A 24,546-nucleotide genomic window follows, 5' to 3' on the forward strand; every position below is an offset into this window, starting at 1 on the left:
GTTTCCCCATGTGAGAGTAGGTCATCGTCAAGATTAAATTCCGAAACCCCTATCTGCGTATGCAGGTAGGGGTTTTGTTTTGCCCGCAGGAAAGTTCGTACAGCAATGCCGGACGGCTCCCGGCTGTCACAGTCTCCCGACAATGCTAAGGTTCGGCCCTAGCTTTTGTATTTTTCCAAGGAAGCCTTTATGCCGGACGCAACGTCCCTCAGTGCTGGTTTTATGGTGGTTCACGGCAACCGCCTGGACGAGTTGCGCAGCCTGGTGGTCAGCTGGATGCGGCGCTACCCGCTGGCCCCCTTGGAAAATGAAATCGCTTTGGTACAGAGCAATGGTATCGCCCAGTGGTTGAAACTGGCACTGGCTGAGGACCCGAAAGAGGACGACATGGGCGGCTGCGGTATCGCGGCAGCGATCGATGTGCAGTTGCCGGGCAGCTTCATGTGGCAGCTCTATCGCATGGTCCTTGGACGAGATGAAATCCCGATCAAATCCCTGCTCGATAAAGCCCCGCTGACCTGGCGCCTCATGCGCTTGCTTCCGCAGTTGATCGATCATCCACACTTCGAACCTCTGCAACGTTTTCTTACCCATGACACCGATTTGCGCAAACGCTATCAACTGGCCGAGCGACTGGCCGACTTGTTTGACCAATACCAGGTGTACCGAGCCGACTGGCTCGAGGACTGGGCAGAAGGTCGTCATCAACTACGCAACGTTCGGGGTGAAGCGAAAGCCCTGACCCCTGCCAACTGCTGGCAGGCAGAATTGTGGCGTGCACTGTTGCTGGATGTCGGTGAACAAGGCATGGCGCAAAGCCGTGCCGGCGTCCATCAGCGATTTATCGAACGTATCAACAGCCTGGACACTGCGCCGGATGGACTTCCTTCACGAGTGATCGTTTTCGGTATTTCTTCGCTTCCCGCCCAGGCGCTGGAAGCGCTAGCCGGGCTGGCCCGTTTCAGTCAGGTTTTGCTGTGCGTTCATAACCCGTGTCGTCACCATTGGGCGGATATCGTCGCCGATAAAGACCTGTTACGGCATCAATACAAACGTCAGGCTCGCAAGAGTGGCATGCCGGTTGTCCTCGATCCGCAAACCCTGCATCAGCATGCCCACCCCCTGTTGGCTGCGTGGGGCAAACAGGGGCGGGACTACATCAATCTGCTCGATAGCTACGACGATCCCAATAGCTATCGTTCGGCATTTCGTGACGGGCGAATCGACCTGTTCAGTGATAGCCAGCCACTGAACATGCTCAATCAATTGCAGGATGACATTCTTGAATTACGTCCTCTGAATGAAACGCGTGAGCGCTGGCCGGCAGTCGATCCAAAAGTGGATCAATCAATCCGTTTTCACATCGCCCATAGCGCCCAACGCGAGGTGGAGATCCTTCACGATCAGTTGCTCTCCCGTTTCAGTGCAGATCCTGAGCTGAGGCCTCGCGACGTCATCGTGATGGTCCCGGATATCGACAGCTACGCCCCGCATATTCGTGCAGTATTCGGGCAGCTTGAACGCCATGATCCGCGCTTCATTCCCTTCACGCTCGCAGATCAGGGGCAACGAGGCCGTGATCCGTTGCTGATCGCTGTCGAACATTTGCTCAAACTGCCGGACAGTCGATTCCCCGTCAGCGAAATCCTCGACCTGTTGGATGTTCCGGCCCTGCGCGCTCGCTTTGGTGTGGAGGAGCGAGACTTGCCCACCCTGCATCGCTGGATTGAAGGCGCAGGCATCCGTTGGGGCATGAACGCCGGGCAACGAGCGGGTTTAGGCCTGCCTCAGGAACTGGAACAGAACAGTTGGCGTTTCGGGCTGCGACGGATGCTGCTCGGCTATGCAGTGGGAAGCGGCAGTGCCTGCGAAGGCATCGAGCCCTACGACGAGATTGGTGGTCTGGATGCCGCACTCATCGGTCCTCTGGTTGCTTTATTGGACGCGCTGGAGATTGCCCACCGGGAACTCTCGCAACCGGCGCCGCCCATGCAATGGGGCATGCGGTTGCAGGCGTTGGTGCAGTTGTTTTTCCAGGCCAGTAATGAACATGACGACTATCTGTTGGCCCAGCTCGAAGAGTTGCGTGAAACCTGGCTTGAGACCTGTGAGTCGGTCGGCTTGCACGACGAATTACCGTTGACTGTCGTTCGCGAAGCCTGGCTCGCCGGCCTTGATCAAGGTCGCTTGTCCCAGCGCTTTCTCGCCGGCGCAGTCAATTTCTGCACGTTGATGCCGATGCGCGCGATCCCGTTCAAACTGGTCTGTCTGCTTGGCATGAATGACGGCGATTACCCGCGCGCGCAACCGCCTTTGGACTTCGACCTCATGGGCAGCGATTACCGACCGGGTGACCGCTCGCGCCGGGAAGATGACCGCTATCTGCTGTTGGAGGCGCTGCTGTCGGCATGTGATCAGCTCTATATCAGTTGGGTCGGCCGGAGCATTCGCGATAACAGCGAGCGTCCCGCGTCCGTATTGATCGGCCAGTTGCGCGACCATCTGGCCAGTGGCTGGCGATTGCACAATGCAGATGAAGATCTGCTTGAGGCCCTGACTCAGGAGCATCCGTTGCAGCCGTTCAGTGCCCGTTATTTCCATGAAGGCGATGACCTGTTCAGCTTCGCCAACGAATGGCAGGTGCTTCATCAAGCTGTTGAGCCAACAAGCGAAACCAACATCCTGGCCCCTTACGTTCAGGAAGAGCCGCTGAGCCTCGGTCAGTTGCAGGACTTCCTGCGCAATCCTGTGCGACATTTCTTCAGCCAGCGATTGAAGGTGTTCTTCGAAGCCGCTGAAGTGCCGCTGGCCGATGAAGAGCCCTTTGTACTTGATGCGCTGCAACGCTATAGCCTCAGCGACAGTTTGCTTGGTGCCGCGCTGGCACAGCTTGAGCGTGCGGATGAGGTGTTGGACGCGCATGCCAAACGCCTGCAAAACAGCGGGCTACTGCCCATGGCCGGTTTCGGCGAATGCCTGCAACGAGAGTTGATCGAACCGTTGCCGGATCTGCTGCAACGCTATCAACAGCTTCTGACGTTATGGCCCACGCCACTCGCCAGCGCTCTGCCAGTCAATCTTGAACTTCAAGGTCTGCGCCTTGAAGGTTGGCTCAGCGGTCTGCATCAACGCGCAGACGGTGGATTGCTGTCGATCACCACGATCCCCAACAGCATCGGCTCAATCAAATCCCGCAAGTGGCATCGTCTGACACGACCATGGATCAATCATCTGGTTGCTTGTGCCAGTGGCATGGAGATGACCACTGCACTTGTGGCCAGTGACGACAGTCTGTTACTGGGGCCGATTGAAAAAAATACCGCATCCCTAATCCTGAGCGACCTGTTGATGGCCTGGCAAACGGGCATGCGTCAGCCTCTGCCCATTGCGGTGAAAACAGCGTTTGCCTGGCTCGCTCAGACAGATCCGGTCAAAGCCGATGCCGCTGGCCGCAAAGCCTATGAAGGCGACGGCATCACCTCGGATGGCGAGCGCCGGGAAAGTCCCGCGCTTGCCCGGCAGTTTGCCGACTACGACGCACTGATTGCCGATGAGACCTTCCCTGATTGGTGCAACGCTTTGTACAAACCGATGCTTGAAGCGCCGTGGCGTTCATTGAGCAGCGAGGAGGCGCGCTCATGACCGCGAAAACACCGCTGGCCCTGGCATTCCCGCTGCGCGGCAGTCAACTGATTGAAGCCAGTGCGGGGACCGGAAAAACCTTCACTATTTCTGCGCTGTATCTGCGCCTGGTCCTCGGCCACGGTGGCGAATCGAGTGGCTTCGGGCGTGAATTGTTGCCGCCGCAAATCCTCGTTGTGACCTTCACTGACGCCGCGACCAAGGAGCTGCGCGAACGTATTCGAACGCGCCTGGCAGAAGCCGCGCGGTTTTTCCGCGATGAAACACCGCCGCCGGATGCCCTGATTGCGGAGCTGCGCGATCAGTACCTTCCGGAGCAGTGGCCCGGATGCGCGAACCGTCTGGACATCGCTGCCCAGTGGATGGATGAAGCGGCTGTCTCGACCATCCACAGCTGGTGTCAGCGAATGTTGCGCGAGCATGCGTTCGACAGTGGCAGCCTGTTTACCCAGACCCTGGAAACCGATCACAGTGATTTGCTGGGCGAAGTCCTGCGCGATTACTGGCGATTGTTCTGCTACCCGATGCAAGGCGATGCGCTGAACTGGGTGCGCGGTAATTGGGGCGGTCCGGCGGCCCTGTTGCCACGAGTTCGTGGGTTGTTCGCCAGTGAACGCGACAGTGTCGCAGGCAAAGAGCCTGCCGAGCTGATCATTGAATGTCTGCAGGAACGACGGGCAGCTTTGATCGAACTCAAAATGCCCTGGCGTCAGTGGGCAGACGAGTTGCTTGCGATCTGTCACGAGGGTGTTGCCAGCAAAAGCGTCGATGGGCGCAAGATGCAGGCGCGCTACTTCGAACCCTGGTTCGAAAAGTTGAAGGCCTGGGCCGAAGACGAATTGCTTGAGCAGTTGGATATCGGCACTGGCTTCACTCGCCTGACCCCCGAGGGTATGGCTGAAGCGTGGAAAAAAAGCGAAGTCCCCAATCATCCGGGACTGGACGCCATGCCTGGCCTCAAGGTCAGTCTCGATGGATTACCGACTCCCGATGCCGCGGTTCTGCAACACGCCGCCCAATGGGTGGGTGCACGGTTCGAGGCAGAAAAACGTCGTCGCGCGGAAATGGGTTTCGATGACATGTTGCTGCGCCTTGATGCCGCGCTGCAATCCGAGGGAGGCGAGCGCCTGGCGACCTTGATTCGCGAACAGTTTCCGGTGGCGTTGATCGATGAGTTCCAGGACACCGACCCGGTACAGTACCGGATTTTCGAAAGCATCTATCGCATCGAAGACAACAACCCCGAATGCGGCCTGTTCCTGATCGGAGACCCAAAGCAGGCGATCTATGCCTTTCGTGGTGCCGATATCTATACCTACCTGCGCGCTCGCCAGGCCACCGCTGGCCGACTGCATACATTGGGCACCAACTTCCGCTCCAGCCATGGCATGGTCGGTGCGGTAAACCATGTATTTGAGCGCGCCGAATCGCGCGAGGCAGGGCGTGGCGCCTTCCTGTTTCGCGAAAAGAATGGCGAAAATCCCGTGCCGTTTCTGCCGGTCGCCTCCCAGGGACGCAAAGAAATTCTGAGCATCGAGGGGCAGGTTGTACCCGCGCTGAACATCTGGCACCTGTCCGCCGATCAACCGCTGTCCGGCGCGGTTTACCGACAGCAATTGGCTGCCGCCTGCGCCAGTGAAATCACCACGTTGCTTAACGGCGGACAGCAAGGCAAGGCCGGTTTCCTCCAGGACGGCAAGGGCTTCAGAGGTCTGTTACCGGCGGATATCGCGATCCTGGTGCGCGACGGCAAAGAAGCTCAGGCCGTACGCGCCGAACTCTCCGCTCGTGGTGTGCGCAGCGTTTATCTGTCGGACAAGGACTCGGTGTTCGCCGCCCAGGAAGCCCACGATCTGCTCACCTGGCTCAAGGCCTGTGCCGAGCCGGATGTCGAGCGTCCGTTGCGGGCAGCGCTGGCGAGCATCACCTTGAACCTGTCGCTGGCCGAGCTTGAGCGGTTGAATCAGGACGAGCTTGCCTGGGAAGCGCGGGTCATGCAGTTCCGTGGTTATCGCGAGCTCTGGCGCAAGCAAGGCGTGCTGCCCATGCTGCGTCGTTTGCTGCATGACTTCCAGCTGCCTCAGGCATTGATTGCGCGCAGTGACGGCGAGCGGGTGCTGACCAACTTGCTGCATCTGTCGGAGTTGCTGCAACAGGCGGCCGCCGAACTTGACGGCGAGCAAGCTTTGATCCGGCACTTGTCCGAACATCTGGCGCTGTCCGGTCAGGCGGGTGAGGAGCAGATCCTGCGCCTGGAGAGTGACGAGCAACTGGTCAAGGTCGTGACTATTCACAAGTCCAAGGGGCTTGAGTATCCCTTGGTGTTTCTGCCGTTCGTGTGTTCGGCGAAACCGGTGGACGGCAGCCGTTTGCCGCTGCATTACCACGATGAGTCGGGCAATGCTCGAGTCACCCTGAAGCCCACGCCCGAGTTGATCGCACTGGCGGATGATGAACGCCTGGCCGAGGATCTGCGTTTGCTTTATGTGGCGCTGACCCGGGCTCAACACGCCTGCTGGCTCGGCGTCACTGACCTCAAGCGCGGTAATAACAACAGCTCGGTGTTGCACCTTTCTGCGTTGGGTTACCTGTTGGGCGGCGGTGCTCCATTAGCGGAGTCGCAAGGCTTGAGGCGTTGGCTGGAAGACCTGCAGCAGGATTGTCCCGCGCTGAATTACAGTGAGATGCCTGAAAAGACGGATGAGCATTACCATCCGCCGCAGAACGATGCGACGTTGCTCGCTCCCCTGATCCCCAAGCGCAAGGCCAGCGAAAACTGGTGGATTGCTTCCTACAGCGCCCTGCGCATTGGCGAAACCCTGAGCATGGGCAGTGACGAGGCACCGGAAAACTCGCAGGCGCAAAAGTTGTTCGACGACGAGCGCCTCGATCCCGAAGCGCCGCGCGAAGTGATCGCCGGCGGTGCCGATATCCATCGATTCCCTCGCGGTCCGAATCCCGGCACCTTTCTCCATGGTTTGCTTGAGTGGGCCGGTGACGAAGGTTTTGCCGCCACGCCGCAAGCCGTGGAAGACGCGATTGCCCGTCGCTGCAACCGTCGTGGCTGGGAAGGCTGGATCACCACGCTGAGCGATTGGCTGCAGCACTTGCTCAAATCCCCGCTGCACATCGGCGCGGGACAGGCGCCCGTGATTCTTGGGCAACTGAAGCAATACCGTGTCGAGATGGAGTTCTGGTTCGCCAGCCACAAGGTCGATGTACTCAAGCTCGACGAGTTGGTCCGCCAATACACTCACAATGGTGTTGCCCGTGTCGCGGCCGAACCGGTGCTGCTCAATGGCATGTTCAAAGGCTTCATCGACCTGACGTTCGAGCACGATGGTCGTTATTACGTCGCCGATTACAAATCCAACTGGCTGGGCGTCGATGACATGGCCTACACCGAACAGGCCATGGAGCAGTCGATTCTGGACAATCGCTACGACCTGCAATACGTGTTGTACCTGTTGGCCCTGCATCGTCAGCTCAAGGCGCGGCTGGCCGATTACGATTACGACCGGCATGTCGGAGGGGCGTTGTATCTGTTCCTGCGCGGAACGCGCGCGTCCAGTCAGGGCGTGTATTTTGCCCGTCCTCCCAGAGAGCTGATTGAGCGTCTGGACCGGCTGTTCCAGGGTAAGCCGGAACCCAAGGCCGAACCGGCCTGGGAACAGGGAGTATTGCTATGAGCCGCACCTTCGCCGATTTGTTGCCCACACCGTTGGCAGCCGAAAGCCTGGCAGGTCTGGCGCCGTTGAGCCGTGCCGATGATTTGCTGTTGTTGCTCACGCGCTGGGTCGAGCGCGGCTGGTTGCGGGCGCTGGACAAAGCCTTCGTTGCCTTTTTGCACGAGCTTGCTCCAGACGGTGATCCATTGGTGCTGCTGGCGGCGGCGTTGACCAGTCATCAACTGGGTCACGGTCACGTCTGCCTGGATCTGTTCGAGACGCTCAAGGCACCGGATTTCGCCCTCTCCTTGCCACCGGAAGGCGACCTGCAAAGTGGCGCGATGCTGCTGCCTTCGCAATTGCTTGAGACGCTGGACGGCGCCCACTGGTGCAAGGTCCTGGCTGCCAGCAGTCTGGTTGCATTGGCGGCCGATAGCAGCGAAACGGCACAGCAAAGACCGTTGGTGTTATCGGGAAAACGTTTGTACCTGCGCCGTTACTGGGGGTACGAGCGACGTATCGATGACGCGCTGCGCCTGCGTCTGGCGGAGCACGAATCCACACCGAATGATTTGTCCCAACGTCTCACCGGTCTGTTCGGCCCGGCTCGGCCCGGCGAGGTGATCGACTGGCAGAAACTCGCGTGTGCCTTGGCGACCCGCAGTGCATTCAGCATCGTCACCGGCGGTCCCGGGACCGGCAAGACCACCACGGTCGTACGTTTGCTGGCGCTGTTGCAGGCACCGGCGGTGGAGGCAGGCAAACCACTGCGCATCCGTCTCGCCGCCCCCACCGGTAAAGCGGCGGCACGGCTGACGGAGTCCATCAGCCAGCAAGTCCGGACGCTGGAAGTGGCCGAGGCCGTGCGAGAAAAAATTCCGTCAGACGTCACCACTGTGCACCGCCTGCTCGGCAGCCGTCCCGGAACCCGACACTTTCGGCACCACGCCGGTAATCGTTTGCCATTGGATGTTCTGGTGGTCGACGAAGCCTCGATGATCGACCTGGAAATGATGGCCAATCTGCTCGACGCGATGCCGGCCCATGCCCGACTGGTGCTGCTCGGTGACAAGGATCAACTGGCATCGGTGGAAGCCGGCGCCGTGCTGGGCGATTTGTGTCGCGACGCCGAGGCAGGCTGGTACAGCCCACAGACGCGCCAGTGGCTGGAAGCGATCAGTGGTGAAAACCTCGAGACCAGTGGTTTGCAGGAAGACACCCACGGGACTCATCCGTTGGCCCAGCAGGTCGTGATGCTGCGCCACTCTCGTCGGTTCGGCGAGGGCAGCGGCATTGGCCAACTGGCTCGCTGGGTCAATCGGCAGCAACCGGAAGAAGCTCGCAAGTTATTGGCGGCTGGAAACCATGATGATGTGTTTTCCCTGCCTCTCAAAGGTGAGCACGACAGGGCGCTGGAGCGCTTGTTGCTCGAAGGCCACGGCGACGGGCCGCAAGGGTATCGGCATTACCTGAGCCTGTTGCGCGATCGGCGACCGTCGCTCGACAGCACCCTTGATGATCCGCGCTGGACCGATTGGGCTCGCGACGTGCTGCAGGCCTTCGATGCCTTCCAGTTGCTGTGCGCCGTGCGCAAGGGGCCATGGGGCGTGGAAGGCCTGAATCAGCGAGTGACTGACGCGCTGCTCAAGGCCCGACTGATCGACAGCAACCAGCCGTGGTACGAAGGTCGGCCAGTGCTGATGACCCGCAACGACTATGGCCTGGGCTTGATGAACGGTGACATCGGCATTGCTCTCAAGCTGCCGGAACGCGAGGGGCCCGACGCAGGGCGCCAGGTGCTGCGCGTTGCCTTCCCGCGCAACGACGGCCAGGGCGGTGTGCGCTTTGTCCTGCCGAGCCGGCTGAATGATGTCGAAACGGTGTACGCCATGACCGTGCACAAGTCCCAGGGCTCCGAGTTCGCCCACACGGCGCTGATTTTGCCGGACGCCCTGAACCCGGTTCTGACCAAGGAGCTGATCTATACCGGCATCACCCGCGCCAAGCACTGGTTTACCTTGATCGAACCGCGAGCCGGCGTGTTTGAAGAGGCGGTGCGACGCAAGGTCAAGCGCCTGAGCGGGCTGATGCTGGAATTGGAAGAGGCCATGTCGCCGGGGGATTGAAGAAGGCAGCGCCTGACGACGGAAACTGTCCGAAGTGCCGTCTTGTGCCGCCTCGCGAGCGTTTCGACGCTATGCTATCGTTGCGGCATCATCCTGATACGATCGAAGAGAATCCCTGCATGAAGGTGGCTGTCTGGACGACAGAGCGCATTGTTGTCTGCAAGCGAGTCATGCTGGCAGGCCTTCTCTGTTTGCTCAGTGGCTTCGTTTTCGCGCAAGTGCAGACGCTACCCGGCATGGCCGATCAACGCGCCCAAGCCGTTACGCAGGTAGTACTCGGCATCCTCAGTTATGCCCGTTGGCCTGTTGAGCCAGCACAACTGCGTTTGTGCATAGTCGGTCCCACCGAATACACCGACGATCTGGTCAAAGGCACGACCCAGGCCACCGGCCGTCCCGTTACCGTGCGCCGTTTGCTGGCCGACAACCCGTCCATTGTCGGTGAGTGCGACGCAGTGTACATCGGCAAACTGACCAGCGAGGAACGCAGCCGGCTCTTCGCTTCGCTGGCGGGGCGTCCGGTGCTGAGCATCAGCGAAAGCGATGACCAATGCACCGTCGGCAGCCTGTTCTGCCTGCGAGTCGGCGATGAGCAGGTGTCTTTTGAGGTCAATCTGGATTCCGTCGCCCGTAGCGGCGTGAGAATCCACCCCAGCGTGCTGCAACTGTCCCGCCGCAAGCCGGCGGCACCATGACGCTATTCAAACCGGATAGCCGCCCGACCTTGCGCTCGGTCATCGGTCGCGGTCATTTGATCGTCGCGCTGGTGGGCGTGGCCATGGCCAGCGTCTCGCTGACGTTGCTGGGTGTACTGGCCTTGCGGGTTTACGCCGACCACAACCTGCACCTGATTGCACGCTCCATCAACTACACCGTGGAAGCAGCGGTGGTGTTCAACGACAAGGCGGCCGCCACGGAGGCCCTGGCATTGATCGCGTCCACCGAAGAAGTGGCTGATGCCCAGGTGTTGGACGAGCAGGGCAAGTTGTTGGCCCGTTGGCAGCGACCGGAAACCGGGTTTTTCTCGGACCTGGAAATGCAGATGGCCAAGGCGTTTCTGGAAAAACCGATCAGCATGCCGATTGTCCATCAGGGCCAGGAAATCGGCAGTGTCCAGCTCACCGGTCACGGTGGCAGCCTGATGCGCTTTTTGCTCAGTGGACTGGTGGGTATCATTCTGTGCACCGCTGTCAGCGCCTGGATGGCGCTGTATCTCGCACGCCGACAACTTCGCGGGATCACGGGCCCCCTGCGCAGCCTGGCTTCCGTGGCTCATGCTGCACGCAGTGACCGTGCCTTCGACCGGCGTGTGCCGCCGGCCGCCATTGCCGAACTCGACAACCTGGGCAACGACTTCAATGCCTTGCTCGACGAACTCGAATCCTGGCAGACCCACCTGCAAAGCGAAAACGAAACACTGGCCCACCAGGCGAGCCATGACAGCCTCACCGGGCTGCCGAACCGGGCGTTTTTCGAAGGCCGATTGATTCGTTCTCTGCGCAACGCCAGCAAGCTCAACGAACGCGTGGCAGTGCTGTTTCTCGACAGCGACCGGTTCAAGGAGATCAACGATAACTTCGGTCACGCCGCCGGCGATGCGGTGCTGGTGGCCGTGGCCAATCGGGTTCGTGCGCAACTGCGCGAAGACGATCTGGTAGCGCGTCTGGGGGGCGATGAATTTGCCGTCCTGCTGACCCCGCTGCACAAGACCGAAGACGCCGAGCGGATCGCCGACAAAATCCTTGAAAGCATGGAAATGCCGATCCCGTTGCCGGGGACCAGCCAAGTGTTGACCTCTCTCAGTATCGGCATCGCCGTGTACCCCGATCATGGGACGACACCGGGGGCTTTGCTCCACGCTGCCGATGCGGCCATGTACCAAGCCAAGCGCCTCGCCAGAGGTGCTCAGCACACGTCAGGGGCGGAGCACCCTGTCGCCGATGTTCAAACCAGGAGCTAATACCCGTGTTCTCACTCCCCCTGCGATTCTTCACGATCCCCCTGTTCATGGCCGTGCTGGCATTGTCCGGTTGCCAGACGGCACCGCAAAAAGGCCTGACCCCGGCGCAGGTCACGATGCTCAAACAGCAAGGTTTCGAGTTGACCGACGAGGGCTGGGCATTCGGGTTGTCTGGCAAAGTGTTGTTTGGCAGTGACGTCGAAACGCTCAATCTGCAGAGCACCGAGATCGTCGAACGCATTGGCAAGGCATTGCTGAGTGTCGGGATCGAGCGAGTGCGGGTCGATGGTCACACCGACACCTCGGGCAAAGAACCGTATAACGAACAGCTGTCCCTGCGCCGCGCGAAAAGCGTTGGCAAGGTTCTGACCACAGCGGGCATGAAGGAACAAAACATCCAGCTACGCGGCCTCGGCAGCAGTCAGCCCGTCACCTCCAACGACACCGCCGCCGGCCGAACCGAGAACCGCCGGGTGTCGATCGTGGTCAGCGCCGATTAATCGGCGAACACCATGTCCCGCCGCTCACCCATCAACAGCCCTTGATTCTGCTCGGTGACCGTACGGATGTAATCCCACAACAGGGTGATCCGCTTGAGCTTGCGCAAGTCCTCCCGGCAGTACATCCAGAATTGCCGGGTGATGTTGATCTCCTCCGGCAACACCGGCAGCAGACGCGGGTCCTGCGCGGCGAGGAAACACGGCAGGATCGCCAGTGACCGCCCCTGCTGCGCGGCCACGAATTGCGCGATTACGCTGGTGCTGCGCAGATTGGCACTGGCGCCGGGCAGCACGTTTGCCAGGTACAACAGCTCCGAACTGAACGCCAGGTCGTCGACATAACTGATGAATGAATGTTTGCCCAAGTCTGCCGGGCGGTGGATGGGCGGGTGTTTGTCCAGATAGTCCAGGGTCGCGTACAGCTGCAATTTGTAGTCGCAGAGTTTGCAGCAGACGTAGGGGCCATGCTCGGGGCGCTCCAGCGCAATGACGATGTCCGCCTCGCGCTTGGACAGGCTGATGAAGTGCGGCAGTGGAAGGATGTCCACCGAGATCGCCGGGTAGGCATCGACGAAATGGCTCAGTTGCGGGGTGATGAAAAAGCTGCCGAATCCTTCCGTGCACCCCATCCGCACGTGCCCCGACAGCGCCACGCCGGAACCTGAAACCTGCTCGCAGGCCATGTGCAATGTGCTTTCGATCGACTCGGCATAACCGAGCAATCGCTGGCCTTCGGCGGTCAGGACGAAACCGCTGGTCCGGGATTTCTCGAACAGCAGCGTGCCCAGCGACGCTTCCAGCGAACTGATGCGCCGGGACACAGTGGTGTAGTCCACCGCCAGGCGCTTGGCCGCGGTGCTGGCCTTGCGGGTGCGGGCGACTTCAAGGAAAAACTTGAGGTCATCCCAGTTCAGTGAACCTAAAGACGTGATGTTTTTTTGCATGATGGACCGGCTTTTATGTGCGTTCTTATTAGAAGTTTGCACATCTATACTCCAAAAACAGTCCGACAACCAAATCGCGACAGCCGTCTCATCCCCAGGCGAGTTTCTCCCCTGAAAGCTCTCTGTATAAGAACAATGTCCAGGAGACCAGCATGAACGTATCGCTCACGCCCAACGAAACCACTGTGCAAAAGGTCAAGCTGTTGATCGACGGCGAGTGGGTCGAATCCCAGACCTCCGAATGGCACGACATCGTCAACCCGGCGACCCAGCAAGTACTGGCCAAGGTTCCGTTCGCCACGGCGCAGGAAGTCGACGCCGCGATCAGTGCCGCCCATCGTGCCTTCCAGACCTGGAAGCTGACCCCGATCGGCGCGCGCATGCGCATCATGCTCAAGCTTCAGGCGCTGATCCGTGAGCACTCCAAACGCATCGCCGTGGTGCTCAGCAACGAGCAGGGCAAAACCATAGCCGACGCTGAAGGCGATATTTTCCGCGGCCTGGAAGTGGTCGAACACGCCTGCTCCATCGGCAGTCTGCAAATGGGCGAATTCGCCGAGAACGTCGCGGGCGGCGTCGATACCTACACCCTGCGTCAGCCTATCGGCGTCTGCGCCGGCATCACCCCGTTCAACTTCCCGGCGATGATTCCGCTGTGGATGTTCCCGATGGCCATCGCCTGCGGCAACACCTTCGTGCTCAAGCCGTCCGAACAGGACCCGATGTCAACCATGCTGCTGGTGGAGCTGGCGATCGAGGCCGGCGTTCCGGCAGGCGTGCTTAACGTCGTTCATGGCGGCAAGGACGTGGTGGACGCGCTCTGCACGCATAAAGATATCAAGGCCGTTTCCTTCGTCGGTTCGACCGCCGTTGGTACTCACGTCTACGACCTGGCCGGCAAACACGGCAAGCGCGTGCAATCGATGATGGGTGCGAAAAACCACGCCGTTGTGCTGCCGGATGCCAACCGCGAACAAGCGCTGAATGCGCTGGTCGGTGCCGGTTTCGGTGCGGCCGGTCAGCGTTGCATGGCCACCTCCGTGGTGGTGCTGGTGGGCGCGGCCAAGCAATGGCTGCCAGACCTGAAGGCGCTGGCGCAGAAACTCAAGGTCAATGCCGGCAGCGAGCCGGGCACTGATGTGGGCCCGGTGATCTCCAAAAAAGCCAAGGCGCGGATCCTCGATCTGATCGAAAGCGGCATCAAGGAAGGCGCCAAGCTTGAGCTGGATGGTCGCGACATCACGGTTCCTGGCTATGAGAAGGGCAACTTTGTGGGCCCAACCCTGTTCTCCGGCGTGACGCCCGATATGCAGATCTATACCCAGGAAATCTTCGGCCCGGTGCTGGTGGTGCTGGAAGTGAACACGCTCGACGAGGCCATCGCCCTGGTCAACGCCAACCCATTCGGTAACGGCACCGGCCTGTTCACCCAGAGCGGTGCGGCGGCGCGCAAATTCCAGAGCGAAATCGACGTGGGTCAGGTCGGCATCAACATTCCAATTCCGGTGCCGGTCCCGTTCTTCAGCTTCACCGGTTCACGCGGTTCCAAGCTCGGCGACCTCGGCCCGTATGGCAAGCAAGTGGTGCAGTTCTACACTCAGACCAAGACCGTCACCAGTCGCTGGTTCGATGACGACAGCGTCAATGACGGTGTGAACACCACCATCAACTTGCGTTAAGGAGCCGGACATGAAAATTGCTTTTATCGGTCTCGGCAACATGGGCGCGCCGATGGCGCGCAACCTGATCAAGGCCGGCCATTCGCTGCGGCTGGTCGACCTGAACAAAACCGTTCTGGCCGAGCTGGAACAACTGGGCGGCAGCATCAGCCCGACGGCCCGTGAAGCGGCTCAAGGTGCAGAACTGGTGATCACCATGCTGCCCGCCGCGGTGCATGTGCGCAGCGTGTGGCTGGGTGAAGACGGCGTGCTGGCGGGAATTGCCAAAGGCGTGCCGGCCGTGGATTGCAGCACCATCGATCCGCAAACGGCGCGTGATGTCGCGGCAGCCGCTGCCAAGCAAGGCGTGGCCATGGCCGATGCGCCAGTGTCGGGTGGCACTGGCGGCGCGGCGGCCGGGACGCTGACCTTCATGGTCGGCGCCACGCCGGAGCTGTTCGCCACCCTGCAACCGGTGCTGGCGCAGATGGGCCGCAACATCGTCCACTGTGGCGAAGTCGGCACCGGGCAAATCGCCAAGATCTGCAACAACCTTCTTCTCGCGATTTCCATGGTTGGCGTCAGCGAAGCCATGGCGCTGGGTGATGCGCTCGGGATCGACACCACGGTGCTCGCCGGGATCATCAACAGTTCCACGGGGCGTTGCTGGAGTTCGGAGATGTACAACCCGTGGCCGGGCATCGTCGAAACGGCGCCGGCCTCGCGCGGCTACACCGGCGGTTTCGGTGCCGAACTGATGCTCAAGGATCTGGGACTGGCCACGGAAGCGGCACGTCAGGCGCACCAACCGGTGGTGCTCGGCGCGGTGGCCCAGCAGTTGTATCAGGCGATGAGTCAGCGTGGGGAAGGTGGCAAGGACTTCTCGGCGATCATCAACAGCTATCGCAAACCACTGTAGGAGCCCGGCTTGCTGGCGATGGCGGCGGATCAGTCACCATCAATGTTGAATGTGCCGGCCCCATCGCCAGCAAGCCGGCTCCTACAGGTATTGCATGTGCGCATCGACATTTACCGGGAAATCACGTCGGGTGATTTCCCGGTTTTTTTGCATCAGGCAAACACGAAATACTTGCGCACGGTTTCAACCACTTCCCACGTGCCTTTCATCCCCGGCTCAATGACGAAAATGTCACCGGCACGCAGATGGATCGGCTCTTTTCCTTCCGGGGTGATGATGCAGTAGCCCTCGCGGAAGTCGCAGTATTCCCACTTCACGTATTCCACATACCATTTGCCCGGCGTGCAGATCCAGGTGCCCATGATCTTGCTGCCGTCTTCGCTGGTGTAGGCGTTGAGGTTGACGGTGTGCGGATCGCCTTCGAGCTTTTCCCATTTGCAGGCGTCGAGGACGGGCAGTGGGTGAGTGTCGCGAAGAACGGTAATCGGTGCGGACATGATGACTCCGAGCGTGAGGGATAACTGAAGTCGCACCCTATCGGGCTTGGTGCGGCATCAGTTGTCTGTGCTCGACATCGGGGTGTCCAGAAACGCTCGGTCATGGACGTATCCCATAAAAAAACGCCCCGGTATTCATCGAATGCCGGGGCGTTTTTTTATTCAGTGTTTATTGAGCCACTGGCAGCTTTCGATGCCGGGCGATGCGCAACCGGTAGCACCCGTAGATGACCAATACCCACACCGGCATGGCGTACACCGAAGCGCGCACCGGCGGAATCATCCAGATGACGCCGATGATCACGGCCATGAACGCCAGGCACAGGTAATTGGTGTACGGCGACCAGAAGGCCTTGAAGCCTGGCACGATGCCGCGCTGCACCATGGCCTTGCGAAACTTCAGATGCGTCAGGCTGATCAGCGCCCAGTTGATCATCAGCGAGGCAACCACCAAGGCGAAGAGCAACTCAAGCGCTTCATGCGGGGCAACGTAGTTGACCAGCACCGCCAGCATCGTGATCAACGCTGAAACGCCCAGTGCCAGCAACGGAACGCCTTGCTTGTTCAGCTTCATCAGCACCTTGGGTGCATCGCCTTGTTCGGCCAGGCCGTAGAGCATGCGGCTGTTGCAGTAGACGCCGCTGTTGTAGACCGAGAGCGCGGCGGTGAGTACCACGAAGTTGAGGATTTGCGCGGCGGTGTCGCTGCCGATCAAGGCAAAAATCTGCACGAACGGACTGCCGCTGTAGGCATCGCCCGAGGCGCCCAGTGTCTGCAGCAGTTGGTCCCAGGGATACAACGACAGCAACACGGTGAGAGCACCGACGTAGAAGATCAACACCCGATAAACCACTTGGTTGATGGCCTTGGGAATGACCTTCCGCGGTTCGCTGGCTTCGGCGGCGGTGATGCCGACCAGTTCCAGGCCGCCGAAGGAGAACATGATGAACGCCATCGCCATCAGCAGACCGGTGGTGCCGTTGGGGAAGAAACCGCCGTGGCTCCACAGGTTGCTCACCGATGCTTGCGGGCCGCCGGTGCCGCTGAACAGCATGTAGCAGCCGAGGAGGATCATGCCGATGATGGCCACGACCTTGATGATTGCGAACCAGAACTCCATCTCGCCGAAGACTTTGACGTTCAGCGTATTGATCAGGTTGACCAGCACGAAGAACACCGCCGCGCTGACCCAGGTGGGAACCTCCGGCCACCAGAACTGCACGTACTTGCCGACGGCGGTCAGCTCGGCCATGCCCACCAGCACATACAGCACCCAGTAGTTCCAGCCGGACAGGAAACCGGCAAAACCGCCCCAGTAGTTGTGAGCGAAGTGGCTGAACGAGCCGGCCACCGGTTCTTCGACAATCATCTCGCCCAGTTGGCGCATGATCAGGAACGCGATGAAACCGGCAATCGCATAGCCGAGGATCATCGACGGTCCGGCGGACTTGAGCACTCCGGCGGAGCCCAGGAACAGCCCCGTACCAATGGCGCCGCCCAATGCGATCAGTTGAATGTGACGATTTTTCAACCTCCGCTTGAGCGTTGCCGGTTGCAAGATTTCATCCGCCATCTGGTTCCCTTTTTGGTTGTTGTGGCCAGGCCTGATTTGAAGGGGCAGATATTACTCTGCGTGGCCTTCGTCATACAGGTGCCAGTTGGGCCAAACACTGGTGTTCAAGGCGCGCGCAACGCGTCGAGCAAGGCTCTGGCGTAACCGGGCAGGCCAGTGAATGAGCGGGCGCACAGCAGCAGTTTGCGCTGTGCCCATTCTTCCTTCAGGGCGAAGCACTTGAACGGATGACCGACGGCCCGGCGCTGGATCGCCGCCAGCGGCACAATCGCCAGCCCGGCACCGTGAGCGACCATGCGCATCACGCCGTCGAAGCCTTCCGCACGGATGCGGATTTGCAGGCGCATCCCCGCGTGCAGCGCCTGTTCTTCGAGGTACACCGCCAGTGCACTGTTGGCGCTCAGGCCAACGTAATCGTGATGCAGGGTGTCGCTGAAATTCGGGGGCGCGCCGTTCGCCAGTGAATGGTCGGGCGGCATGATCAGCACCAGCGGATCATCGCGAAAGGGCAGGGTTTCGAGGGCTTGGGTGTCCACGGCATCGGAGACGATGCCAAGGTCTGCAGCGCCCTGGCGCAGGGCGTGAGTGATACGGGCGCTGGGCAACTCTTGCAGGTCAATGTCGAGGTTGGGATGGTGGCACAGGAAGTCCGCCAGCACTTCCGGCAGGTGCTCGGTGATTGCTGTGGTGTTGCACAACAAGCGCACCTGACCTTTGACGCCTTTGGCATATTCGGCCAGGTCCTGCTGCATGCGTTCGGCCTGTTGCAACAGGAGCCGGGCGTGTTGCGCCAGGGCTTTTCCCGCAGGCGTGGGGGTGACACCGCGCCGACCGCGTTCGAGAAAATCGGTTCCCAGAGAGGATTCCATCGCACGGATTCGCGCGCTCGCCGCCGCCAGGGATAAATGGCTGCGAGCGGCGCCGGCGGTGATGTTGCCGGTATCGAGGATGTTCAGGTAGAGGCGCAGGTCGGTCAGGTCGAAGTGCATTAGAACGGCCTTCTGGTATGTGTTGTCTGGTCGGACGCCTTCGCGAGCAAGCCCGCTCCCACATTTGAAATACATTCCCCTGTGGGAGCGGGCTTGCTCGCGAAGGCGTCAGTTGCATCTACAATTTCCTATGCCTCTACCAAAACAAGAGGCAACCTCAGTATATGGCAGATTTTCACCCGACCATTCCGGGCTCAGGATAGCCCCATGAATACACTCGCCGCGTTCTACCAAAACCTTGGTCTGGCCCTTTCACTGCTGGTCATTGCGACGTTCTTGCTGGCCGGGATGATCAAAGGCGTCATCGGGCTCGGCCTGCCGACCATCGCCATGGGCCTGCTCGGTCTGGCTATGGCGCCGTCGCAGGCTGCGGCGCTACTGATCATTCCCGCGACCCTGACCAACGTCTGGCAACTGGCATTCGGCGGGCATTTGCGCGGGTTGGTCAAACGGCTGTGGCCGATGCTGCTGGCGATCTTCATCGGTACCGGCGCCGGCACGCTGTGGATCGGCATGGCCGGCGGTCACTGGGTGGTGCGAGGGTTGGGCGCGGCGTTGCTGCTCTACGCGCTGAGCGGGTTGTTCCTGCCGACCTTGCGCGTCGGCAACCCGACCGAACGCTGGCTCGGGCCGATGTGCGGTGTGCTGACCGGCGTCATCACCTCGGCCACCGGCGTCTTCGTGATTCCGGCGGTGCCGTACCTGCAAGCACTGGGCTTGAGCAAGGATGAACTGGTGCAGGCGCTGGGCTTGTCGTTCACCGTGTCGACCCTCGCACTCGCCGCCGGCCTGTTGTGGCGCGGGGCGTTGGGCGGTGGCGAGTTGAGCGCGTCATTGCTGGCGCTGATCCCGGCAGTGCTGGGCATGTTGCTTGGGCAATGGCTGCGTCAGCGGATCAGCGCGCCCTTGTTCAAACGCGTGTTTTTCATCGGCCTGGGCGCACTCGGCGGCCACTTGCTGATCAGCGGGTAGCGGACGACGGGCTAAGCATCTCGATGTCGCGGATCTCGAAATCCTGCTCCAGATATTCTTCGCGCTGCTCGAGGAACTGCTTCATGTGCGGCAGGTTCGAGTGGACGTCGAGGTGGGCCTGGGATTGCCAGATCTCGAAGAAGATAAACAGGGTCGGATCCTGTTTGTCGCGCAGCATGTGGTACTCGATGCAGCCGGGTTCGGCACGGCTGGCTTGCACATAGCCACGGAAAAACGCTTCGAAGGCATCGGATTTTTCCGGGCGGGTCTTGGCGTGCAGGATGAAGCCTTGCATTTCACTCATCAGAAAACCTCCTCAAGTTCAGAATCGGCGCAAGTCTATGGCAACAATCGCGTGTTGATTCGTGCGTATGAGTCAAATGAGTTTTGTGAATTCAGGGCTTATTCCGCGCGAGGCGGGCCATTAACCTGCCGCCATCCAATTTCTGACCCTTCCGAGATTTTTCATGAAAAAAGTCCTGTTGCTCAATGGCGGCAAAAAGTTTGCTCACTCCGACGGCCGCTACAACGCCACCCTGCATGAAGCCGCGTTGAGCGTGCTGGATCGCGGCGGCATTGACGTGAAAGGCACCTTCATCGACGAGGGTTACGACGTCGCCGAAGAAGTCGCCAAATTCCTCTGGGCCGACGTGATCATTTATCAGATGCCCGGCTGGTGGATGGGCGCGCCATGGACCGTGAAGAAGTACATCGACGAAGTCTTCACCGAAGGCCACGGCAGCCTCTACGCCAGCGACGGTCGCACCCGTTCCGACGCCTCGCAAAAGTACGGCAGCGGTGGTCTGGTGCAGGGCAAGCAATACATGTTGTCGCTGACCTGGAACGCGCCGCAGCAAGCCTTCGACGACCCGACCGACTTCTTCGAAGCCAAGGGCGTGGACGCGGTGTACTTCCCGTTCCACAAGGCCAACGAGTTTATCGGCATGACCGGTTTGCCGACGTTCCTGTGCGTTGACGTGATGAAGCGTCCGAACATCGAAGCCGACGTGGCGCGCTATGAGCAGCACCTGAATGAGGTGTTCAACCTCAAAGCCTGAGGCTCGGCTACTATCGTCATCTGGAATCCCAAACTGTAGGAGCCGGCTTGCTGGCGATGGCGTCTTCGAAAACGCTATCGCCAGCAAGCCGGCTCCTACAGTAAAAGCGGCGGTGAATTATCGATAAGGGCCACACGTGAAAGCCAGATCCGATGAGTTGCAGATTTTCGTCTGCGTGATTGAGTGCGGGTCCATTTCCGCTGCTGCCGAGCAGGTCGGGCAAACACCTTCGGCGGTCAGCCGTACGCTGTCGCGGCTGGAGGCCAAGCTCGACACCACACTGATCAACCGCACCACGCGCCGCATGGACCTGACCGAGGAGGGCAAGTATTTCTTCGAGCACGCCAAGCTGATTCTCGATCAGATGGACGAGCTCGAAGAACGCCTCAATTCGCGCCAGCAAACCCCGTCCGGGCGCCTGCGGATCAACGCCGCCTCGCCGTTCATGCTGCACGCCATCGTGCCGTACATCGACGAATTCCGTCGGCTCTACCCGGACATTCAGCTCGAACTCAACAGCAACGACCTGATCATCGACCTGCTCGAACAGAGCACCGACATCGCCATCCGCATCGGCACTTTGGCCGACTCGACCCTGCACGCCCGTTCGCTGGGTTGCAGTCCGCTGCACATCGTCGCCAGCCCGGCCTACCTTGAGCAACACGGCACACCGATGGTGGTCGAGGACCTGACCGGGCACGCACTGCTGGGCTTTACGAACAACGAAGGCCTCAACCAGTGGCCATTGCGCTATGTGCACGGTGATCGCTGGCCGATTCAGGCGTCGATCAGCGCGTCCAGCGGCGAGACGATCAGGCACCTGGCGCTGGAAGGCCAGGGCATTGCCAGCCTGTCGCATTTCATGACCATCGACGACATCCGCGCCGGGCGTCTGAAGGTGCTGCTGGCGGATTTCAACAGCGGCTACCGTCAGCCGATCAACGCGGTGTACTACCGCAACTCGCAACTGGCCCTGCGGATTCAGTGCTTTCTGGACTTTATCCAGGGCAAATTGGCGGTTTACGCAAACTCGGATTTCAAGGGCTGATTCGTGATCCCTGCGCAAGAGTGAATTGGGTCAACGGGGATTTTTCGTCAGTGATGACTGCTTGATACTCGTTGCATCACTTATTCACGCAGGGAGTTTCTCCATGAACGTATTCGTTACCGGCGCTGCCGGTTTTATTGGCGGCTCCATCGCCACGGGCCTGGTCCGCGCTGGCCACACGGTCACCGGCCTGGTGCGCAGCACCGAACAGGCCAATGAGTTGAGCGCTTTGGGCATCACCCCGGTCATCGGTACTCTTGACGACAGTGCACTACTGGCCGAACAGGCTCGCGCTGCCGACGCCGTGATCAACGCCGCCAGCAGCGACCATCGCGGTGCAGTGGAAGCCTTGCTCAATGCCTTGCGCGGTTCCGGCAAAGTGTTCCTGCACACCAGCGGTTCGAGCATCGTCGGCGATGCGTCGGGCGGTAAATCCAGCGACGTCATCTATCAGGAAGACAGCCTGCCAGAACCGACGGTCGACAAGGCTGCTCGCGTGGCCATCGACAACCTGATCCTCGCTGCGGCAAAAGACGGGGTGAACTCGGCGGTGATCTGCAACACCCTGATCTACGGCCACAGCCTGGGCGTCAAACGAGACAGCGTGCAGTTGCCGCGCTTGCTGAAACAGGCGCGCAAAAGTGGCGTGGTGCGTCATGTCGGCACCGGCCAGAACATCTGGTCCAATGTGCACATCGAAGACGTGGTGTCGCTGTACCTGCTGGCGCTGACCAAAAACGTACCGGGCACGTTCTACTTCGTTGAAAGTGGTGAAGCGTCGTTCATCGACATGACCACGGCGATTGCCGAGGCGTTGAATCTGGGCGAGCCGCAAGACTGGCCGCTGAAAGATGCCGAGGCCGAGTGGGGTTATGAGATGGCCAACTATGGTTTGGGTTCCAACAGCCGGGTTCGCGGCAAGCATGCGCGTGAGTTGTTGGGCTGGGTGCCGAAGCGGACGTCGGTGGTTGAATGGATTCGGGACGAGATGGTGTGAGTTCGCTCTAGACCGCGTCGCTTCCTTCGCGAGCAAGCCCGCTCCCAGATTCGACCGTATTCCTCCAGATGGAATGCGCTCGAATGTGGGAGCGGGCTTGCTCGCGAAGGCGTTTCCCGCAGCCCTACAACTGGCCGGGTTTCCCTCAATTCCGTAACATCCGCCTCCTCTTTCCCTGCTGTGTCCGATCCCCCATGAAACCAATCCGTCTGCGCGCCGATGTCCTGGCCGGACTCACTACCTCATTCGCCCTGCTTCCCGAATGCATTGCTTTCGCGCTCGTCGCCCACCTCAATCCGTTGATGGGGCTTTACGGCGCGTTCATCATTTGCACCCTGACCGCGCTCTTCGGCGGACGGCCGGGGATGGTCTCCGGTGCGGCCGGTTCGATGGCAGTGGTCATTGTCGCGTTGGTGGTGCAGCACGGTGTGCAGTACTTACTCGCGACGGTGTTGCTGGGTGGCCTGATCATGCTGGCGTTCGGGTTGCTGAAACTGGGAAAACTGGTGCGCATGGTGCCGCACCCGGTAATGCTCGGCTTCGTCAACGGCCTGGCGATTATCATCGCGCTGGCGCAACTCGAACACTTCAAGAGCGGTGACGCCTGGCTCAGCGGCACACCGCTTTATGTGATGAGCGGATTGGTGGCGCTGACGATGGCGATTGTCTATCTGCTGCCGCGCCTGACGCGTGCCGTACCTCCGGCATTGGTGGCGATTCTGGGGGGGGGCTGGCGGTGTATCTGCTCGGCCTGCCGACCCGCACGCTGGGCGACATGGCGCACATCGCCGGTGGCTTGCCGACGTTTGCATTGCCGGACATTCCATGGACGCTGGACACCCTGCGCATCATCGCGCCTTACGCGATCCTGATGGCGCTGGTCGGTCTGCTGGAAACCCTGCTGACCCTGAACCTGACCGACGAAATCACCGAAAGCCGTGGCTTCCCGGATCGCGAGTGCGTGGCGCTGGGCGCGGCCAACATGGTGTCCGGTGTGTTTGGCGGCATGGGCGGCTGCGCGATGATCGGCCAGACGGTGATCAACCTCAGCTCCGGGGGGCGTGGCCGATTGTCCGGCGTGGTGGCCGGCGTGCTGATTCTGCTGTTCATCCTGTTTTTATCACCGTTGATCGAGCGTATCCCGCTGGCTGCATTGGTTGGAGTGATGTTCGTGGTGTCGCAGCAAACCTTCGCCTGGGCTTCGTTGCGGGTGGTGAACAAAGTGCCGCTGAACGACGTGCTGGTGATCGTCGCGGTGACGGTCATTACCGTGTTCACCGATCTGGCGACGGCTGTGCTGTGCGGGATCATTATTGCCGCGCTGAACTTCGCCTGGCAGCAGGCTCGCGAGTTGTACGCCGACAGTCACCTCGAAGCGGATGGCAGCAAGCTTTACCTGCTGCATGGCACGTTGTTCTTTGCCTCGACGACGCCTTTTCTCAACCAGTTCGATCCTGCCAATGACCCGTCCGTGGTGACGATCGATTGTCGTCACCTGAGCTTCGTCGACTACTCGGCCATCGCCGCGCTCAAGACTTTGCGTGAGCGCTACGCCAAGGCCGGCAAGCACCTGCGTGTGCTGCATCTGTCTGAGCGCTGCAAGAAACTGCTTAAGCGCGCGCGGGTGAATCACGACTGAGGCCCCAACCCTGTGGGAGCGGGCTTGCTCGCGAAGAGGGAGTGTCAGTCGCCATAGGTGTTGGCTGACCTACCGCTTTCGTCGTAACGCTGCCCGGAGCAAGCCCGCTCCCACAGGAAAGCGGATGAAAGTTCGCGTGCCTGATTTTCATATTCACCGACCCCGCATACCTCTGCGCGACAACCCTTACCCCTCTACGAAAATTACTTTCACCTCGTTTGAATATCGCGTCTCGAAATGTTTTAAGAGTTTCACAAAACTTTCGACGTGACCCTTTCGAGGAGTACCGCATGACCCTGTCCTTCGGCTATTGGCTGCTGGTGTATGCCGCCATTGCCATCATTGCCCTGATCGTT

At 60.3% G+C, this 24,546-nt stretch carries 17 protein-coding genes and 1 pseudogene; 13 read left to right on the top strand and 5 right to left on the bottom strand.

Features of this window, described 5'->3' with window-relative positions:
- Window positions 1–189: 189 nt before the first annotated feature.
- The 6 genes from recC (at window position 190) to FBY04_RS31000 (ending at window position 11,896) form a co-directional block, all read left to right on the top strand.
- Entirely contained in the window at window positions 190–3,642 is a 3,453-nt protein-coding gene (gene recC / locus FBY04_RS30975) for an exodeoxyribonuclease V subunit gamma (RefSeq protein ID WP_145319354.1), read from the top strand.
- On the top strand, window positions 3,639–7,331 hold the full coding sequence (gene recB, locus FBY04_RS30980) for an exodeoxyribonuclease V subunit beta (protein ID WP_145319357.1): 3,693 nt from the start codon (window positions 3,639–3,641) through the stop codon (window positions 7,329–7,331). Before recC ends, recB begins: the two co-directional genes overlap by 4 nt.
- A complete protein-coding gene (gene recD / locus FBY04_RS30985; RefSeq protein WP_145319360.1) occupies window positions 7,328–9,436 on the top strand; it encodes an exodeoxyribonuclease V subunit alpha in 2,109 nt (702 codons plus the stop codon). Before recB ends, recD begins: the two co-directional genes overlap by 4 nt.
- A gap of 119 nt (window positions 9,437–9,555) precedes the next feature.
- Window positions 9,556–10,131 carry a YfiR family protein gene (locus tag FBY04_RS30990; RefSeq protein ID WP_084323588.1) on the top strand — a complete coding sequence of 192 codons (576 nt, stop codon included), beginning with the start codon at window positions 9,556–9,558 and terminating at the stop codon, window positions 10,129–10,131.
- Complete coding sequence (locus FBY04_RS30995) at window positions 10,128–11,396, top strand: diguanylate cyclase domain-containing protein (protein WP_145319363.1); 1,269 nt, start codon at window positions 10,128–10,130, stop codon at window positions 11,394–11,396. The genes FBY04_RS30990 and FBY04_RS30995 overlap by 4 nt, the downstream gene beginning before the upstream one ends.
- Before the next feature lie 5 nt (window positions 11,397–11,401).
- Complete coding sequence (locus FBY04_RS31000; protein ID WP_084323584.1) at window positions 11,402–11,896, top strand: OmpA family protein; 495 nt, start codon at window positions 11,402–11,404, stop codon at window positions 11,894–11,896.
- Here the strand turns inward: FBY04_RS31000 and FBY04_RS31005 are convergent.
- On the bottom strand, window positions 11,893–12,840 hold the full coding sequence (locus FBY04_RS31005) for a LysR family transcriptional regulator (RefSeq protein WP_145319366.1): 948 nt from the start codon (window positions 12,838–12,840) through the stop codon (window positions 11,893–11,895). The two genes, FBY04_RS31000 and FBY04_RS31005, sit on opposite strands and share 4 nt — an antisense overlap.
- Window positions 12,841–12,992: 152 nt before the next feature.
- On the opposite strand from FBY04_RS31005, the gene FBY04_RS31010 reads away from it, so the two are divergent.
- Entirely contained in the window at window positions 12,993–14,519 is a 1,527-nt protein-coding gene (locus tag FBY04_RS31010) for a CoA-acylating methylmalonate-semialdehyde dehydrogenase (RefSeq protein WP_145319370.1), read from the top strand.
- A gap of 10 nt (window positions 14,520–14,529) precedes the next feature.
- A complete protein-coding gene (gene mmsB / locus FBY04_RS31015) occupies window positions 14,530–15,417 on the top strand; it encodes a 3-hydroxyisobutyrate dehydrogenase (RefSeq protein WP_084323578.1) in 888 nt (295 codons plus the stop codon).
- Between the two features lie 152 nt (window positions 15,418–15,569).
- Here the strand turns inward: mmsB and FBY04_RS31020 are convergent, their stop codons facing one another.
- From FBY04_RS31020 to FBY04_RS31030, 3 genes are all read right to left on the bottom strand, one after another.
- A complete protein-coding gene (locus FBY04_RS31020) occupies window positions 15,570–15,914 on the bottom strand; it encodes a cupin domain-containing protein (protein WP_008024653.1) in 345 nt (114 codons plus the stop codon).
- 169 nt (window positions 15,915–16,083) lie between these two features.
- Window positions 16,084–17,487, bottom strand: a complete 1,404-nt coding sequence (locus FBY04_RS31025; RefSeq protein WP_145319373.1) for an amino acid permease — start codon at window positions 17,485–17,487, stop codon at window positions 16,084–16,086.
- A gap of 104 nt (window positions 17,488–17,591) precedes the next feature.
- Window positions 17,592–18,476 (bottom strand): LysR substrate-binding domain-containing protein, encoded by an 885-nt coding sequence (locus FBY04_RS31030; protein WP_145319376.1) that lies wholly within the window; start codon window positions 18,474–18,476, stop codon window positions 17,592–17,594.
- 207 nt (window positions 18,477–18,683) lie between these two features.
- Between FBY04_RS31030 and FBY04_RS31035 the strand changes: the two genes are divergently transcribed.
- Complete coding sequence (locus FBY04_RS31035; protein WP_145319379.1) at window positions 18,684–19,448, top strand: sulfite exporter TauE/SafE family protein; 765 nt, start codon at window positions 18,684–18,686, stop codon at window positions 19,446–19,448.
- Here the strand turns inward: FBY04_RS31035 and FBY04_RS31040 are convergent.
- The gene (locus FBY04_RS31040; protein ID WP_084323570.1) at window positions 19,438–19,752 is read right to left on the bottom strand and encodes a putative quinol monooxygenase; all 315 of its coding nucleotides are present in this window, start codon (window positions 19,750–19,752) and stop codon (window positions 19,438–19,440) included. The two genes, FBY04_RS31035 and FBY04_RS31040, sit on opposite strands and share 11 nt — an antisense overlap.
- 163 nt (window positions 19,753–19,915) lie before the next feature.
- On the opposite strand from FBY04_RS31040, the gene FBY04_RS31045 reads away from it, so the two are divergent.
- The 4 genes and pseudogenes from FBY04_RS31045 to FBY04_RS31060 all read left to right on the top strand — a co-directional run bounded on the left by FBY04_RS31045 (window position 19,916) and on the right by FBY04_RS31060 (window position 24,190).
- The gene (locus tag FBY04_RS31045; RefSeq protein WP_145319382.1) at window positions 19,916–20,506 is read left to right on the top strand and encodes an NAD(P)H-dependent oxidoreductase; all 591 of its coding nucleotides are present in this window, start codon (window positions 19,916–19,918) and stop codon (window positions 20,504–20,506) included.
- Window positions 20,507–20,642: 136 nt separating this feature from the next.
- Entirely contained in the window at window positions 20,643–21,554 is a 912-nt protein-coding gene (locus FBY04_RS31050; RefSeq protein ID WP_084323566.1) for a LysR family transcriptional regulator, read from the top strand.
- 103 nt (window positions 21,555–21,657) lie between these two features.
- Entirely contained in the window at window positions 21,658–22,551 is an 894-nt protein-coding gene (locus FBY04_RS31055; RefSeq protein ID WP_145319385.1) for an NAD-dependent epimerase/dehydratase family protein, read from the top strand.
- Between the two features lie 194 nt (window positions 22,552–22,745).
- A pseudogene (locus FBY04_RS31060) lies at window positions 22,746–24,190 on the top strand (SulP family inorganic anion transporter).
- Window positions 24,191–24,546: the final 356 nt, after the last annotated feature.

The organism is Pseudomonas sp. SJZ080, assembly GCF_007828295.1.
Lineage (GTDB): Bacteria > Pseudomonadota > Gammaproteobacteria > Pseudomonadales > Pseudomonadaceae > Aquipseudomonas > Aquipseudomonas migulae_A.

Bases quoted from the DNA above. Each gene is read 5' to 3' on its own strand.
- FBY04_RS31005 (WP_145319366.1), bottom strand. From the start codon at position 12,840: ATGCAAAAAAACATCACGTCTTTAGGTTCACTGAACTGGGATGACCTC.
- mmsB (WP_084323578.1), top strand. From the start codon at position 14,530: ATGAAAATTGCTTTTATCGGTCTCGGCAACATGGGCGCGCCGATGGCG.
- FBY04_RS31030 (WP_145319376.1), bottom strand. From the start codon at position 18,476: ATGCACTTCGACCTGACCGACCTGCGCCTCTACCTGAACATCCTCGAT.
- FBY04_RS30990 (WP_084323588.1), top strand. From the start codon at position 9,556: ATGAAGGTGGCTGTCTGGACGACAGAGCGCATTGTTGTCTGCAAGCGA.
- FBY04_RS31020 (WP_008024653.1), bottom strand. From the start codon at position 15,914: ATGTCCGCACCGATTACCGTTCTTCGCGACACTCACCCACTGCCCGTC.
- FBY04_RS31040 (WP_084323570.1), bottom strand. From the start codon at position 19,752: ATGAGTGAAATGCAAGGCTTCATCCTGCACGCCAAGACCCGCCCGGAA.
- recC (WP_145319354.1), top strand. From the start codon at position 190: ATGCCGGACGCAACGTCCCTCAGTGCTGGTTTTATGGTGGTTCACGGC.
- FBY04_RS31055 (WP_145319385.1), top strand. From the start codon at position 21,658: ATGAACGTATTCGTTACCGGCGCTGCCGGTTTTATTGGCGGCTCCATC.
- FBY04_RS31045 (WP_145319382.1), top strand. From the start codon at position 19,916: ATGAAAAAAGTCCTGTTGCTCAATGGCGGCAAAAAGTTTGCTCACTCC.
- FBY04_RS31025 (WP_145319373.1), bottom strand. From the start codon at position 17,487: ATGGCGGATGAAATCTTGCAACCGGCAACGCTCAAGCGGAGGTTGAAA.
- recD (WP_145319360.1), top strand. From the start codon at position 7,328: ATGAGCCGCACCTTCGCCGATTTGTTGCCCACACCGTTGGCAGCCGAA.
- FBY04_RS30995 (WP_145319363.1), top strand. From the start codon at position 10,128: ATGACGCTATTCAAACCGGATAGCCGCCCGACCTTGCGCTCGGTCATC.
- recB (WP_145319357.1), top strand. From the start codon at position 3,639: ATGACCGCGAAAACACCGCTGGCCCTGGCATTCCCGCTGCGCGGCAGT.
- FBY04_RS31010 (WP_145319370.1), top strand. From the start codon at position 12,993: ATGAACGTATCGCTCACGCCCAACGAAACCACTGTGCAAAAGGTCAAG.
- FBY04_RS31035 (WP_145319379.1), top strand. From the start codon at position 18,684: ATGAATACACTCGCCGCGTTCTACCAAAACCTTGGTCTGGCCCTTTCA.